This window comes from Achromobacter xylosoxidans (assembly GCF_002192695.1).
GTDB lineage: Bacteria > Pseudomonadota > Gammaproteobacteria > Burkholderiales > Burkholderiaceae_B > Achromobacter > Achromobacter xylosoxidans_C.
In genome coordinates this window covers 166,919-180,722 of record NZ_MTLG01000083.1, presented here as the reverse complement: position 1 = coordinate 180,722, position 13,804 = coordinate 166,919, and the positions used below count along the sequence as shown (strand labels likewise).

12 protein-coding genes are annotated in these 13,804 nt (G+C 67.1%); 5 read left to right on the top strand and 7 right to left on the bottom strand.

Features of this window, described 5'->3' with window-relative positions; all coding sequences use genetic code 11:
* Positions 1-182 precede the first annotated feature (182 nt).
* The 4 genes from BRO63_RS20085 (at position 183) to BRO63_RS20070 (ending at position 3,298) form a co-directional block, all read left to right on the top strand.
* Complete coding sequence (locus tag BRO63_RS20085) at positions 183-1,823, top strand: lytic murein transglycosylase (RefSeq protein ID WP_088141484.1); 1,641 nt, start codon at positions 183-185, stop codon at positions 1,821-1,823.
* Positions 1,820-2,422 (top strand): class I SAM-dependent methyltransferase, encoded by a 603-nt coding sequence (locus BRO63_RS20080; RefSeq protein WP_088141483.1) that lies wholly within the window; start codon positions 1,820-1,822, stop codon positions 2,420-2,422. Before BRO63_RS20085 ends, BRO63_RS20080 begins: the two co-directional genes overlap by 4 nt.
* 108 nt (positions 2,423-2,530) lie before the next feature.
* Positions 2,531-3,103, top strand: a complete 573-nt coding sequence (locus BRO63_RS20075; RefSeq protein ID WP_088141482.1) for a GNAT family N-acetyltransferase — start codon at positions 2,531-2,533, stop codon at positions 3,101-3,103.
* Between the two features lie 9 nt (positions 3,104-3,112).
* Entirely contained in the window at positions 3,113-3,298 is a 186-nt protein-coding gene (locus BRO63_RS20070) for an oxidoreductase-like domain-containing protein (protein ID WP_088141481.1), read from the top strand.
* A 34-nt stretch (positions 3,299-3,332) separates the two neighbouring features.
* On the opposite strand, the gene BRO63_RS20065 is transcribed toward BRO63_RS20070, so the two are convergent.
* From BRO63_RS20065 to BRO63_RS20035, 7 genes are all read right to left on the bottom strand, one after another.
* On the bottom strand, positions 3,333-3,770 hold the full coding sequence (locus BRO63_RS20065; protein WP_088141480.1) for an acetyltransferase: 438 nt from the start codon (positions 3,768-3,770) through the stop codon (positions 3,333-3,335).
* A gap of 64 nt (positions 3,771-3,834) precedes the next feature.
* Positions 3,835-5,574, bottom strand: coding sequence for a peptidase M14 (locus BRO63_RS20060; RefSeq protein WP_088141479.1), 1,740 nt, complete (start codon positions 5,572-5,574; stop codon positions 3,835-3,837).
* A gap of 33 nt (positions 5,575-5,607) precedes the next feature.
* Positions 5,608-6,477, bottom strand: coding sequence for an ABC transporter permease (locus tag BRO63_RS20055; RefSeq protein ID WP_088141478.1), 870 nt, complete (start codon positions 6,475-6,477; stop codon positions 5,608-5,610).
* Positions 6,478-6,482: 5 nt separating this feature from the next.
* Positions 6,483-7,406, bottom strand: coding sequence for an ABC transporter permease (locus BRO63_RS20050; RefSeq protein ID WP_088141477.1), 924 nt, complete (start codon positions 7,404-7,406; stop codon positions 6,483-6,485).
* A 239-nt stretch (positions 7,407-7,645) separates the two neighbouring features.
* Positions 7,646-9,178, bottom strand: coding sequence for an ABC transporter substrate-binding protein (locus BRO63_RS20045; protein ID WP_088141476.1), 1,533 nt, complete (start codon positions 9,176-9,178; stop codon positions 7,646-7,648).
* A gap of 55 nt (positions 9,179-9,233) precedes the next feature.
* Positions 9,234-11,087, bottom strand: coding sequence for an ABC transporter ATP-binding protein (locus BRO63_RS20040; RefSeq protein ID WP_088141475.1), 1,854 nt, complete (start codon positions 11,085-11,087; stop codon positions 9,234-9,236).
* A 9-nt stretch (positions 11,088-11,096) separates the two neighbouring features.
* Positions 11,097-11,609, bottom strand: coding sequence for a winged helix DNA-binding protein (locus tag BRO63_RS20035; RefSeq protein WP_035360603.1), 513 nt, complete (start codon positions 11,607-11,609; stop codon positions 11,097-11,099).
* Positions 11,610-12,054: 445 nt separating this feature from the next.
* On the opposite strand from BRO63_RS20035, the gene BRO63_RS20030 reads away from it, so the two are divergent.
* Entirely contained in the window at positions 12,055-13,761 is a 1,707-nt protein-coding gene (locus BRO63_RS20030; RefSeq protein WP_088141474.1) for a ShlB/FhaC/HecB family hemolysin secretion/activation protein, read from the top strand.
* The last annotated feature ends 43 nt before the right edge of the window (positions 13,762-13,804 follow it).

Here is a 13,804-nt window from a genome sequence, read left to right as displayed (position 1 = left end):
TGGGGCTGCGCTTCGGATGGCTCCGGGCAGCCTCGGCTGAGAGTCGCCTAGGGCGCTGCGAAGTCGCTTCCAGCCTGCAAGGCGTTTGGGCGGCAATGCGGGCGGGCCTGCCCAGGAGGCCGTTCGATTTTGACGGCCGGTCGCGGTACGATCCCGGCTGACTTCGATTTTTCAGGATTGCCATGCGTCAGCGTTCCGTACGCCTTCGAATCGACACCTTCTCCCGCGTGCTGCTGGCCGCGGCTTTTGCCGCCGCCGCAGCCGGCGCCGCTCAGGCGCAGGGACCTGCTTCAGCCACTGGATCGCGCGCCCAGCCGTCGGTGCCGGTGCAGACCCTGCCGGCCCTGACGCCCAAACGCAGCTTCGACGACGCTCCCGCGCCAGCCGCCACCGCGCCGGCGGCTCCGGCCGATGACCGGGCCGGCCAGGTGTTGCCTCCCAGGTCGGCTGCGCCCGCGCCGGCAAGCTTGCCGGCGCCCGCGACCTTGCCTGCGCCCGCGGCGGCTCCGGCCGCTGCCGCCCCGGCGGCGACCGCTGCGCCTGCCGCAACGGCTGCGCCGGCTGCCACCGCGGCGCCCGCCGCCACCGCCACCCCCGCGCCCACGGTCATCATCCCGACCGAACTCGACACCAAGGCCTGCATCGCCAAACTGCGCAAGGGCGCCACGGCCAACGGCCTGACCGTGGCCGACTGGGACAAGTACACCGCCAACGCCAAGCTGCTGCCCACCACGGTCGCTTCCGCCAAGGGCCAGCCGGAGGGGCGCGAAGCCTGGTGGGACTACATCGCCAAGACCGTGGACGAGGAGCGCGTGCGCGACGGCCTCGGCGTGCTCGCCAAGTACGGTCCGCAGCTGTCGGCCATCAGCCAGCAGTACCAGGTCGACCCGGCCACGCTGGTCGCCATCTTCGGCATCGAGACCAACTACGGCCGCCAGGTCGGCAAGACCAATGTGCTGGATGCCTGGCTGACGCGCGCCTGCACCGAGAACAAGCCGCTGTGGGAAAAGAATGCCTACGCCTCGGTGCGCCTGCTGCGTGACGGCATGGTGCCGGCGGACAATTTCGTCGGCTCCTGGAGCGGCGCCTTCGGCATGACGCAGTTCATCCCGACCTCGTTTTATGAGCTGGCCGCCGATGGCGACGGCAACGGCAAGATCGATCTCTACAACTCGCTGCCCGACGCGTTGGCCTCCACCGCCAACCACTTGCGCAAGCGCCGCGCCAAGTGGACGCACAGCCTGCCTGCCGTGATCGAAGTGCGCGTGCCGGCCGAGCTGGCCGCCGCCATTCCGGCCTCGCCCGACGCCGAATTCGTGGGCTCGCAGGACCGCCGCACGATCGCCCAGTGGGCCCAGGCCGGCGTGAAGCAGGGCAACGGTTCGGCGCTGAAGCTGGCGTCGGGCAACGAGGAGCAGGCCTATCTGTTCGCGCCCACCGGCTCCGCCGGGCCGGTGTTCCTGGCGACGGTGAATTTCGACGCCATCCTGCATTACAACCAGTCGCGCCGCTACGGCCTGGCGGTGTCGATGCTGCTCAACCGCCTGCAGGGCGGCCCGGACCTCGTCGCGGCCTGGCCCACGGACGACCCCGGCCTGTCGCGCGCGCAGATCAAGGAGCTGCAGGAAATGCTTTACGGCCTGGGCCATGACGTAGGCGTGGCCGACGGCATCCCGGGCAGCAAGACCCGCGACGCCGTGCGCGAAGAGCAGGTCAAGCGCAAGCTGCCGGAGGACGGCCGCGTGGGCAAGCGCATCTACGACGCGATCAAGGCCACCTGGCCGCCCGCGGCGATCCAGGCCCGACCGGCAGCCCAGCAATGACGGGGGCTTCCGGCACGCAGGGCTATGGCGAAAACGCCGCGGCCCTGGCGGACCAGTACGAGAGCATCGCGTTCGAGGACGTGCACCGCGACGTGGCGCACTTGATCCCGGCGGCGCCGTCTCGCATCGCCGACATAGGCGCGGGTTCGGGGCGCGACGCCGCCGCGCTGGCGCGCATGGGCCATGCCGTGGTGGCGGCCGAACCCACGCCCGAGCTGCGCCAGGAGGGCCAGCGCCGCCACGCGCTGCCCAACCTGGAGTGGGTCGACGACGCCTTGCCGGACCTGGCCGTGCTGCGCGGGCAAGGCCGTCTGTTCGACGTGATCATGCTAACGGCGGTATGGATGCACCTGGACGCCGATGAGCGCCGCCTGAGCATGCAGGCGCTGGCCGCGCTCCTGGCGCCGCAAGGCCAGATCCTGATGTCGCTGCGGCACGGGCCGGTGCCGCCAGGACGCCGCATGTTCGATGTGTCGGCGCAGGAAACGATAGCGCTGGCGGCCGGCCACGGCCTGTCCTCGCATCATCTCAGCGAGCGCGAAGACATGCTGGATCGCGCCGATGTGCGCTGGAGCTTCCTGGGCCTGCGCCGCGACTGAAAGCCATGCCCTCGGGCCAGACTCGGCCTGGGGGATTCGTCCGTTGGACGATGGGCCGGCAGGCCGTCCGCCGGTATCATGTCGGCCACTCCATTCGTTCCGCCCGCCATGTCCGCCGCACTGCTCCCCGACACGTTCCAGACCGCCCGGCTGCACGCCCGGCGCATGGACGAAACCCATTTTTCCTTCATCGCCGCCATGCATGCGGACGAGCGCCTCATGGCCACCATGGGCGGCATCCGGACGGACTCGGCCAGCCGCCGCTATCTGCTGCAGAACGTCGAACACTGGGCCGAGCAGGGCTACGGCATGTATGTGCTGGCCGACCGCGCCAGCGGCGAGCTGGCGGGCCGGGCGGGCTTGAAGCGCACCCAGTCGCGGGGCCACGACGAGGTCGAGGTGGCCTATGCCTTCCTGCCCCCGAGCTGGGGCAAGGGCTATGCCACCGAGATCGCGCAGGCGCTGCTGGCGCTGGGATTCGGCCGGCTGTCCGTGGACGCGCTGGCCGCCGTGGCGCTGGAAGAGAATGCCGCGTCCTGCCGGGTGCTGGAGAAGTGCGGCATGCGCCAGGTCGGCGGCGCGGACGCAGGCGGTTCCGGCAAGCGCCGCTATGAAATCCGCCGCGCCGACTGGCCGCTGCCGCAGGCGGACGCCGCGGCTGGCGGCGGGCACAGGCGCTAAGATTCGGGTATGAGCACCAAGCAGATTCCCGAAGACGACCCGCAGCCCGTTCCGCCCGTCGCGCCCGAGCCCGAAGAGTGCTGCAACAGCGGCTGCATACCCTGTGTCTATGACACCTATAACGAAGCCATGGATGACTACCGCGCGGCGCTGAAAGCCTGGCGGGCCAGGCATCCGGAGCAGTCCAAGGGCTAGGCGCCCGCCACGATGGACGGGCGCCGGCAGGGCGTCAGCCCGCCAGCTTCATGTGGATAATGGGACGAGGGCGGCCCGCGTCGTCCTGTTCCGAGCGGCCCACGTCCTCGAAGCCGTAGTGCTTGTAGAAGCCGTGGGCCTGGGGGTTCTGCTCGTTCACGTCCACCAGCAGGGTGCCGTGCAGCGAACGCGCGAAGTTCAGCAGGCGCCGGCCCGCTCCCTTGCCGCGCTTGTTGGCGTCCACGAACAGCATCTGGACCTTGTTGCCGTTCAGGCCCATGAAGCCGGCGACTTCGCCGGCATCGTCCTCACAGACCCAGACCCGTACCGAAGGCAGGTAGGTGTTGAGCACCTGCGGGTACATCGCCTGGATTTCCTTTTCCGTCAGGAACGTGTGGGTGGCGCGTACGGAACGGAGCCAGATGTCCACCAGGGCCAGGTCATCGCCGTGGTTGCGTTCTCGGATATTCATTTTTCTAATGGTTCTACAGGTCGGGTGCCGGCGCGGTCCTTGGTTGCGCCGGGCTTTTTTGCCGCTAGAGCCCTGCGCGGTAGAGCTCGGTCGCCGCCAGGACGGTTTCCATCTGCACAGTATGCGCGAAAACGAAGCGCTCGCCGTAGACGGTTTCATCCGGAAACTCGGAAATCAACGCCATCGGCAAGTCTTCGCGGTCGCTTTCGCTGATCTGCACCGGGATGCCGTTCAGCACGTCGAATCCGGTTTCGAGCGCGTGCGCCTGGAATAGTTCAAGCTGCCGGGCATTGAACTCGACCAGGCCGGGAACGTTGCGGGCCAGCCTGGCGGTCACGCCTTCGATCAGGCGGCGGGCGCGATCGCCCCAGCCCGGGTGATGGCGCAGCACCAGGAAGAAGCCCTTGGGGATGGTCCAAAGTTCGAAGTGGCGCGGCAGGTAGCCGGACAGCGGCCGGGTCCATTCGTGGGCGGGATAGCCGTGCAGGTTGATGTGCAGCTGCGCGCCGCTGATGGCGTGCGCCTGGTGGCGGCCTTCGCGCTCGAAGAACGGGGCGCGTTCGCGGTAGGCGATGTCGTCGCCCAGCGCGCTGTAGCGCGAGGCGTGCAGCATGTGGCGCGGATGGTGTTCGCGCAGGCCGTTGAACAGCGCGTAGCCGTCCGGATTTTCTGCGGCGATCAGGGCGAAATGGGCGTCGCCGCGCGCGGCCAGCGCCTGCGCCGCGCGCAGGGCGCCGACCACGCCGGAGGTTTCGTTGGCGTGCTGCGCGCCCGAGATGAAGACGGCCGGGCCGGGGCCGCGCAGGTAGGTGCCGAGCACCGGACGGCCCTGGCGCGATACGGCCTGGAAGGTGTCGCCGCCGAACGCCGCCATGCAGCCGGCGATCTGGCCGGCCGACAGCGGCTCGCGGACCTGGGCCAGCGGCGCGCCGAGCGCCACCGGAGCGACGGGCGCCAAGGCTTCGAAGTGCTCGAGCGAGATTTGCACGCGCGCCGCGCCGTCATGGCGGCGGATGTCGGGAATGATCTGGCCGGGTTGCAGGCCGCGGTCGCCCGATGGGCGGCCCGAGTGCTTCTGGAAGTGCTCCAGCAGCGAGAAATAGATGTCTTCGTGCAGCGCCTCGAAGGTGCTGACGATTTCCTCGTCCACCGGCAGGGCGAAATCCATGCCCGGCAGGTCCACGCGGATTTCCAGGCGCTCGAAGTAGGGTTCGTGCGCGCCCCAGGCATGGTTGCGCACCGTGTCCACGATGGCGCGGAAGGCCTGCTGGTATTCGGTGGCCTGGGCGGCATCGGTCTGCAGCGCGCCCTCGGCGTCGCGCACGCGCAGCCAGCCGGTGGGCGACAGTTCGGGCGTGCCGTCCTGCGCGTAGCCGATCTGGTTGGGCGCATGGACCCGGGTATCGATCTGGCGGCCGTCCGCGTAGCGCAGGCTGACGTCGTAGTGCAGGTCGCGGGCGCCGGGCTGCATGCTGACGTCCACGCCTTGCAGCAGCGCGATCAGCGGATAGGCTTCCAGCGTGAAGCGCTTGGCCTGGGCGTGCTCGTGCAGCGGATAGCGCACCATGACGGACGCCAGACCCTCGCGTTCGACCTCTTCCAGGAAATAGTGCAGCAGCGGCTTGTAGGCGCTGCGAAAGCGCGCGGTGACGCCGGCCTGCGCCAGGCGTTCCTGCGCCGCGCGGCGCGCCTCCTGGCCTTCGAACAGCCAGCCTTCGACCACCGCGCCGCGCCAGGCCGGCGCCATGTAGGCGTGGGTCCACGCGTCCAGCGTGCGGTCGAATGTTTTTTCCAGCAATGACATACTCGATATTCCTTTCAGGCGGACCGGGCGGCTTCAGACCTTGCCGGTCGGGTCCAGGCGGTCGCGCAGCCAGTCGCCCAGCAGGTTCAGGCCCAGCACCGTCAGCATGATGGCCAGGCCCGGGAAGACGCTGACCCACCAGGCCGTCTGCATGTAGGTGCGGCCGTCGGCAAGCATACCGCCCCAGCTCGGGATCATGGGATCCACGCCCAGGCCCAGGAAGGTCAGGCTGCTTTCCAGCAGGATGTTGTTGGCGACGTTCAGGGTCATCAGGATGACCAGCGGGCCCAGCAGATTGGGCACGATGTGGTGGCGGATCATGGCCAGGTCGCGCACGCCGAAGGCGCGCGCGGCCAGCACGAATTCGCGCTCGCGCAGCGCCAGGACCTGGGCGCGCACCAGGCGCGCGTACTGCACCCATTGCGACACGATCATGAAGAAAATGACGTTGAACAGCCCGCCTCCCAGGATCGCGATGAAGGTGATGGCGACCAGGATGAACGGCAGCGCCAGCTGCACGTCGGCGAAGCGCATGACGATCATGTCCCAGAAGCCGCGGTAGTAGCCGGCGATCAGGCCCATGACGATGCCCAGCAGCGCGCCGCCGATGACCGAGACGAAGCCTACTGTGAGCGAGATCTTGCCGCCGACGATGACCCGAGCCAGCACGTCGCGGCCCAGCGGGTCGGTGCCGAAGGGATGGGCGGCGCTGGCGAACGGCGCGGTCAGGCGGGCGGCCAGGTCCATGGCCTCGCCGCCGTCGGGAAACAGCCAGCTGGAGGTCAGCACCAGCACGATCATGGTGCCGGTCAGCAGCGCGCCCAGCACGAATTCCAGCGAGCGGTAGCGGCTGCGGGGCTTGGCCGCCTTGGGGGCGGCGGCGGTGGGGGTAGTAGTCTGCATAAGGCTCAGCGCGTGCGGATGCGGGGGTCGACGATGCCGTAGGCGATGTCGACGATCAGATTGACCAGGACGATGACGGAGGCCAGCACGGTGACCGTGCCCTGCAGCACCGGGTAGTCGCGGCCGGAGATGGCGTCGAACGCCAGCGTGCCCAGGCCGGGCCAGTTGAAGACCATTTCGATGACGACGATGCCGCCGATCAGGCCGCCGAATTGCAGGCCCAGGTAGGTGATGAGCGGAATCGCGCAATTGCGCAGCGCGTGCTTGTACAGCACCACGCGTTCCTTCAGGCCCTTGCTGCGCGCCACCATGATGTATTGCGCAGACAGCGTTTCCAGCATGGTGGTGCGCACCAGGCGGATGTTGGTGGCGCTGAGGATGATGGCCATCGTCAGCGACGGCAGCACCAGGCTGGCCGGCCCGCTCCAGCCGGACGGCGGCAACAGCGGGAAGGTGATCGACAGCAGCAGCACCAGCATCAGCGCCAGCCAGAAGTTGGGGAAGGACAGCCCCACCAGCGACAGGATGCGGATCGCCTGGTCGGTGGCCTTGCCGCGCTTGATCGCCGCCTGGATGCCCAGCGGCAGCGAGATCAGGATGGATGCGAGCAGCGAGGTGAACGCCAGCATCAGCGTGGCGGGCAGGGCGTCGCCGATCAGCTTGGCGACCGAGGTGCCGCCCATGAAGCTGCGGCCGAAATCGCCGTGCAGCAGCCCTTGCATATAGGACAGGTATTGCTCGTGGAACGGCCGGTTCAGGCCCAGAGCCTGGCGGATATTGGCCAGGTCCTGTTCGGTGACGCTGCCCGAACCCTGGCTGAGCATCAGCGCGGGGTCGCCGGTCAGGCGCACGGCATAGGAGACGAGCAGCGTCACGGCCACGATCACGAAGACGGCCTGCAACACGCGTTTGATGAGAAATCCGGTCATAAATCGCCGCCCCGGCTTGCGCCGGGACGGGTCGGTGGGGTTAACGCGGCAACGGACATCGCCGACGCTTCAACGTATATCAATCTAGCGGGATGCCGCGGAGCCGGCTTTGCCGGTCCGCAGGCATGCCCCCTGGGGGGAAGCGCGTAGCGCTTCGGGGGGAGCCCACCTTGCGGATCCGGGCTTTGCCGGTCCGCAGGCATGCCCCCTGGGGGGAAGCGCGCAGCGCTTCGGGGGGCCTACTCTACAGATGCGTTCAGGAAGCGGAAGCGGATGTCGCCCGGCACTTCCAGGTCCTTCACGCGCTTGTTCACCCCGACAATCGTGTTCAGGCTGTACAGCGGCAGTTCCAGCGCCTGGTCGGCGACGTAGCCGGCGATCTCCTGCAGCATGGCTTCGCGCTTCTTCACGTCGTAGACCGTGCGCTGCGCTTCCAGCATGCCGTTGAGCTTGGCGTCGTTGTCGTACGGATTCCACTTCTGGCCCGTGTGGTACATCAGGTAGGCCGTGTTGTCGTAGTCGTAGGTCCAGCCGCCCCACTGGTTCTGCCACATTTCGCCGGTCTTGCCGCCGGGGATGATGTCGTTGAGCAGCACGCCGGTTTCATACGGCTTGATCGTGGCACGCACGCCCACGCCTTGCAGGTAGCCCGACACGGCCTGGGCCACTTCGCGGAAGTTCGAATCGCTGCCGCGCACGTCGATCTGCACGGTGGCGCCCGGCTTCACGCCGGCCGCGGCCAGCAGCTTCTTGGCTTCGGCGGGGTTGAAGGGCAGGGGCTTCTGCTCGGGGTTGTAGCCGAAGGACTGCGGACCCTGGAAGCTGGCGATGGTCTTGGCCTGGCCCAGCAACAGTTGCTTGACGATGGCGTCGCGGTCCACGGCCATGATCAGCGCGCGGCGCACGTCGCGGTTCTGCGTGATGCCGTTCTTGGTGTTGTAGCGCAGCGCATAGGCCACCGGGCCGCCGGTGGAGATGACGTCGGCGTTGCCGGACTTCTTCACGGTGTCGATCAGGCCCAGCGGGATCAGCGTGGCGATGTCGATGCGGCCGGCCTGCAGCTCGGCCACCTGGGTGCCGGGTTCGCCGATGAAGCGGTAGACCACCTTGTCCAGCTTGGGCTTGCCGCCCCAGTAGTCGTCGTTGCGCGCCAGCGTCACGTTGACCTTGGGCTGGTAGCTTTCAAATTTGAACGGGCCGGTGCCGACCGGGTTGATGTTGAAGTTGTCCTCGCCCTTTTCCTTGATGTACTTGGGCGGCACGATCATGGCGCCGTAGCCGGCCAGCTTGGTCAGCAGGACCGGGTCGGGCTGCTTCAGGATGAAGTCCACGGTGTACTCGTCCACCACCTTGATCTCGCCGATCGAGTCGTAGTTGGCCTTTTGCGGACCCTTGGCGCCTTCCGCGCCCAACAGGCGCTCGAAGGTGAACTTCACGGCTTCGGCGTTGAAGGGCTCGCCATTGTGGAACTTGACGCCTTCGCGCAGCTTGAAGCGCAGGCGCTTGTTGTCGTCCAGGTATTCCCAGCTGGTGGCCAGGCCCGGCTGCAGCTTCAGGTCGGCGCCGCGCATGGTCAGGCCGTCATACAGGTTGCTGCCCACCGAACCCCAGAAGGTCACGAAGGTGTCGATCGGGTCCCAGCTGCCCGGATCCTGGTTGATGGCGACATTGAGCGTGCCGGCGGCGTGGGCGGTCGCGAAGACTGCGGGCAGCGCGCCGCCCAGCGCCAGGGCCAGGGCGGCGGCGGTGTAGGTTTTACGTAGGGAGAGCATGTTCAACTCCAGGAACGGGAAGCCGGACGGGCCGACGTGGAAAAGGGGTGGCGGCTCAAGCCGCGCGGGCCACCTGGTGGCCGGGCGCGAACTCAACCAGGGGAATGATGGCGGGCTCGTCGCCGACGCGCCGCACCGGGCTGGGGATCTCGCCTTCGATCAGCGAGGTGTCGATGTGACGGCCGGGCTCGGCCACGGGCACGGCGGCCAGCAGCTTCTTCGTGTAAGCGTGCTGCGGCGATTCGAAAATCTGGCGGCGGGTGCCGAGTTCGACGATCTGGCCCAGGTACAGCACCGCGACGCGGTGGCTGACTTTCTCCACCACCGCCATGTCGTGCGTGATGAACAGATAGGACAGGCCGCGGTCCTTCTGCAGGTCCATCAGCAGGTTCAGGATCTGCGCCTGGATCGATACGTCCAGCGCCGACACCGATTCGTCCGCGATGATCAGTTTGGGATTGCTGGCCAGCGCGCGCGCGATGCAGACGCGCTGGCGTTGGCCGCCCGAGAATTCATGCGGATAGCGCTTGGCGTGTTCGGGCTTCAGGCCGACCTGCTCCAGCAGTTCGCCGATGCGGCGGGCGATGGCGTCTTCGCTGGTCAAAAGGCCGTGCGTGCGGATGGGCTCGGCGATGCTGAAGGCCACCGTCTTGCGCGGATCCAGCGAGGCGTAGGGATCCTGGAAGATGTACTGGATTTCCTGGCGCAGGCGCTGGCGGCCAGCGCTGTCCATCGAGAAGATGTCCTCGCCGTTGTAGCGCACGGCGCCCGAGGTCGGCGCCACCAGCTGCTGCAAGGTCTTGCCGATGGTGGACTTGCCGCTGCCGGATTCGCCTACCAGCGCCAGCGTTTCGCCAGGGTAGACATCGAAGCTCACTTCTTCCACGGCGTGCACGCGGTGCGTGACGCGGCCGAAGAAATTGTGGCCGACGTCGAAGCGGGTGGTCAGCTTTTCCACGCGCAGCACGGGCTCGTCGTAGCGCGCCGTATCCTGCTCGCGGGTTTCGCCGACTTCGCGCAGCGTGTCGCCTTCCAGCACGGTCTGCGGCGTGCGCAGCGGCAGGTCGCGGCCCGTCAGGCTGCCCAGGCGCGGCACTGCCGCCAGCAGCGCGCGGGTGTAGGGGTGCTTGGGCGCGTTGAAAATTTCATCCACCGTGCCTTGCTCGACCTTCTTGCCGCGCAGCATCACCACCACGTCGTCGGCCATTTCCGCGACCACGCCCATGTCGTGCGTGATGAAGATCACGGCCGTGCCCAGGTCGCGCTGCAGTTCGCGGATGGTGTTCAGGATCTGCGCCTGGATGGTGACGTCCAGCGCCGTGGTCGGCTCGTCGGCGATCAGCAGCCGCGGCTGGCAGGACAGCGCCATCGCGATCATCACGCGCTGGCGCATGCCGCCCGACAGCTGGTGCGGATAGCGGTCCAGCATCTGCTCGGCATCGGGCAGGCGCACTTTTTCCAGCAGCTTGCGGGCCGCCTGGCGGGCGGCCGAGCGCGACAGCTGCTGGTGCAGCATGATGGCCTCGACGATCTGGTCGCCGACGGTGAAGACCGGATTCAGCGAGGTCATCGGCTCCTGGAAGATCATCGCGATGTCGTTGCCGCGGATGGCGCGCATGTCTTCATCGGAGGCCGCGGTCAGGTCGACCTCGCGGTCGGCGCCGTCGCGGAACAGGATCTGCCCCGTGGCGATGCGGCCGCTGGTGTAGTCCGTCAGGCGCATGATGGCCATGGATGTGACCGACTTGCCCGAGCCCGACTCGCCCACGATGGCCAGAGTCCTGCCGGGACGCACCTCGAAATCCAGGTTGTCGACGGCGCGGAACACGCCGTTTTCGGTATTGAAGTCGACCGACACGCCGCGCACGGACAGCAGCGGAGCGGAAGAAGATGCGGTGATGCTAGACAACGTGGATTCTCACAGGGAGGTGGCGGCGCGGGCAGCCTGGTCGTACAGGCCCGAAAGGGCGCGCAGGGTGTTGGCCAGCTGATGGCTGGCGTCGTCCGCGGCGGGGGAGTCGATGAAGGGTTTGACGAGGCACTGCTCGCGCACTTCGGCGTAGCGTTGGATCGCCGCCGCGCCGGCGTCGGTGGCCGTGTAGATCACTTCCTTGCCGGTCTTGGCGCTTTGCACCACGCCCAGGCGCTCCAGCTTCTTCAGCGAGTAGTTCACCAGATGGGTGTCTTCGACATTGAGCGTGAAGCAGATGTCCGCCAGTTTCTTGCCGCGGCCGCGGTGGAACACGTGGTTCAGCACCAGGATGTCCAGCGAGGTCAGCTCGGGCAGTCCCGCACAGGCCATGCAGCGCACCATCCAGCGGTTGAACGCGTGCGAGGCGATGATCAGGCCGAATTCGACTTCGGAAAGCTCGGGGGCTGAAGAGGCCAGGTGGGACGAGGAAACGATGGCGTCCCGGACGGATACAGGCATGGGCAACGGGGGGAAGGGGACGGATCGGCGATAAAACGTTGGCGAATTATTGACGATTTGTTGATATGGCCGTATCGGGGATAACCCGTGTGCAACCGGCTGGTCCTAGGCTTTGCCGCCAGATTTCGGACTTCTCCTATTCACCAACGACGCGCGTCCGCGTAAAAAAATACCGTCGGCTCGCTGGCTTCGCGTCGCTTGCGGTTTGTTTCAAATCAAATCATTCCTGCTACAAACGTGATAGTTCCGGGGTGCGGAACTATGGCATTCGTGCGTCAATTGCCTCTTCTTTGTCGACTAATTTCGACTAAGTACACCCATTTCTGAATTTATACATTCAGATATTTATTGTCATTAATTGTGTTTTAAGGCAAACTCGAAAAACATTTAGTTTCATACAGCGATAACAAGGAGCGCCGCGCACGTCCGCAGGCGCCATACCGGCATGAATCACTACTGGCGCCTGCGCATGGCCGCAGGCATGTTGGCGGCTGGCTTTTTTCCGGCCGGATCCGGCGCTCAGCCGCTGCCCGAGGCAGCCTTGCGCGCCACCGAGATCGAACGCCGCCAAGAGCAGGAACTGGGGGCGCAGCGCGCCCGCGCGGCCGAGCGGCCGGACGTACTATCGCCCGCCGCGCCGGCGGCCGGCGGCCTGGTGCTGCCGGTTGAAACGCCTTGCTTCGCCCTCAAGCAAGTCGTCTGGGACGGGGCGCAGCCTGCCGAAGCGCTGGCGCGCGCGGCCGATGCGGTCATCGGCCATTGCGTGGGCGGGCTGGGGTTGCGGGCCTTGCAGGAACATCTGATCGGCCTGCTGATCGACCGTGGACTCGTCACGGCGCGGGTAGTCGTGCCGGAACAATCCCTGGCCTCGGGCACGCTGACGCTGCGCTATCTGCCGGGCCGCATCTCCGCCGTCAAGGGCGAGGACGCCATCGGCTGGTGGCGCACGGCCTTGCCCACGGGACCGGGCGGCGAAGTGAACCAGCGCGATCTGGACCAGGCGCTTGAGAACATCCGCAGGCTGGGCAGCCAGGCCGATGCGGCCATCGACGTCGCGCCCGGACCGGAACTGGGCGATTCCGACATCCTCATCCGTCCCGGCACCGGCAAGCGCTGGCATGGGTACATCGGCGGCGACAACGCCGGCATGGACGCCATCGGCAAGTACCAGGTCAACGCCGGCCTGACCCTGGACTCGCCCCTGTTCCTGTACGACCAGTTGTCGGTGTCGTGGAACAGCAATGCGCGCTGGCGCGATGCGGAATCGAACACGCGCGCGGCTTCCCTGAACTACAGCATTCCGTTTGGCTACTGGACCTTCTTCGCCGGCGCCAGCAAATCCACCTACCGGCAAACCGTGGCCGGCTTCGATGAGCCCATCATCTACGGCGGCACCACCAAGCAGGTGCAGGCAGGCGTTTCCGTGGTCCCGTATCGCGGCGCCACCTACAAGGGCACGGCATCGCTGACCCTGTTGCGCAAGCGCACCACCAGCACGCTCAACGACGTGGATATTGAGGTGCAGCGGCGCGACGTCACCGGCTACGAGTTCAACGTGGGGCATCGCCACTATTTGGGCCGCGCAGCGCTGGACGTCGGCGGGGGCGTGCGCGGCACGCTGACCGGGCTGTCCGACCGGCCCGGATACGTCTATGGCGATCCGGACTGGAACGGGCGCAGCACCATAGTGTCGGCCAATGCAGGCCTATATCTGCCGTTCGAATTGGCGGAGCAGCCCTGGGCCTATCAGCTGAACTGGCAGATCCAGCATGCCAGGACGCCCATCGTGCCGTCCGACTACTTCACCATCGGCAACCGCTATGCGGTGCGGGGTTTCGACGGCCAGATGACGCTGGCCGCCGAGGATGGCTGGACCTTGCGCAACGACTTGTCGCTGGGTCTGGACAAGCTGCTGCGGGTGCCTGGCCACCAGTTGTACACGGGTCTGGACGTGGGCCGGGTGGGCGGCCCGTCGGCGGCATCGCTGTCCGGCCGCACGCTGGTCGGCGCCGTGGCCGGGCTGCGCGGACGGCTCGCCATGCCCTATGTCAATGCCAGCTATGACCTGTCTGCCGGCTGGCCGCTGAAAAAACCCGAGTCCCTGAAAACCGCCTCGACCCTGTTCGCGGCGGTGCTGATGTTCGAGTTCTGACCCGGCGGCTGCGCGCCGCCAAGCCGTTGTCCATTCTTAGTCC